Here is a 613-nt window from a genome sequence, read left to right as displayed (position 1 = left end):
GTCCTCGACGTCGATGGCACCGACGATTCGGCCGAGGCGATCGGCGGCGAGCCGCAACTCCTCGGCGCGCAACTCCTGCTCGTTCATCCGGCCGTCAGTGGCGCGATGCAGATGGCGGTTGGTCTCGCCAAGCAATTCGACGTGGCGAAGGCGCGACGGCAGGACATCGCCGACGCTGCCGGCTGCCTCCGCCGCCCGCTGACCGATCTCCGCCAGCAGTTCCTCCACGCCCGTCCCGTTCTTCACTGAAATGACAAGGTCGTAATCCTCCGTCGCGTCGCTCGCCGCGCGGCTTTCCAGCAGATCGAGCTTGGTGCCGACACGTAAGATCGGCGCTTCGGTCGGCAGCAGTCCAATCTCCCTGGGATCGGCGACATCCCTAAGCAAGAGCAAGAGATCGGCGCCATGCGCCTTGGCCCTCGCCTTGTCGATGCCGATCGCTTCGACCTTCCCCGGCGCATCGCGCAACCCGGCCGTATCCGTGAGCCGAACACGCAGCCCCTGAAGATCAAGTGTCACTTCAAGCAGGTCGCGGGTCGTGCCTGGTTCATCCGTTACTATAGCGGCATCGCGCCGCGCCAGAGCGTTGAACAGACTCGACTTACCGGCGTTG

General features: G+C 64.9%; 1 protein-coding gene. It reads right to left on the bottom strand.

All coding sequences use genetic code 11. The annotated features are described in order from the left end of the window. The coding region (locus EN925_RS38690) for a GTPase (protein WP_128337500.1) at positions 1-613 on the bottom strand (613 nt) is incomplete at both ends.

Origin of the sequence: Mesorhizobium sp. M7A.F.Ca.US.006.04.2.1 (assembly GCF_004022915.1) — a bacterium.
Lineage (GTDB): Bacteria > Pseudomonadota > Alphaproteobacteria > Rhizobiales > Rhizobiaceae > Mesorhizobium > Mesorhizobium ciceri.
Note: the sequence above shows the minus strand (reverse complement) of the source record. Positions and strands in the feature narration are given on the sequence as shown.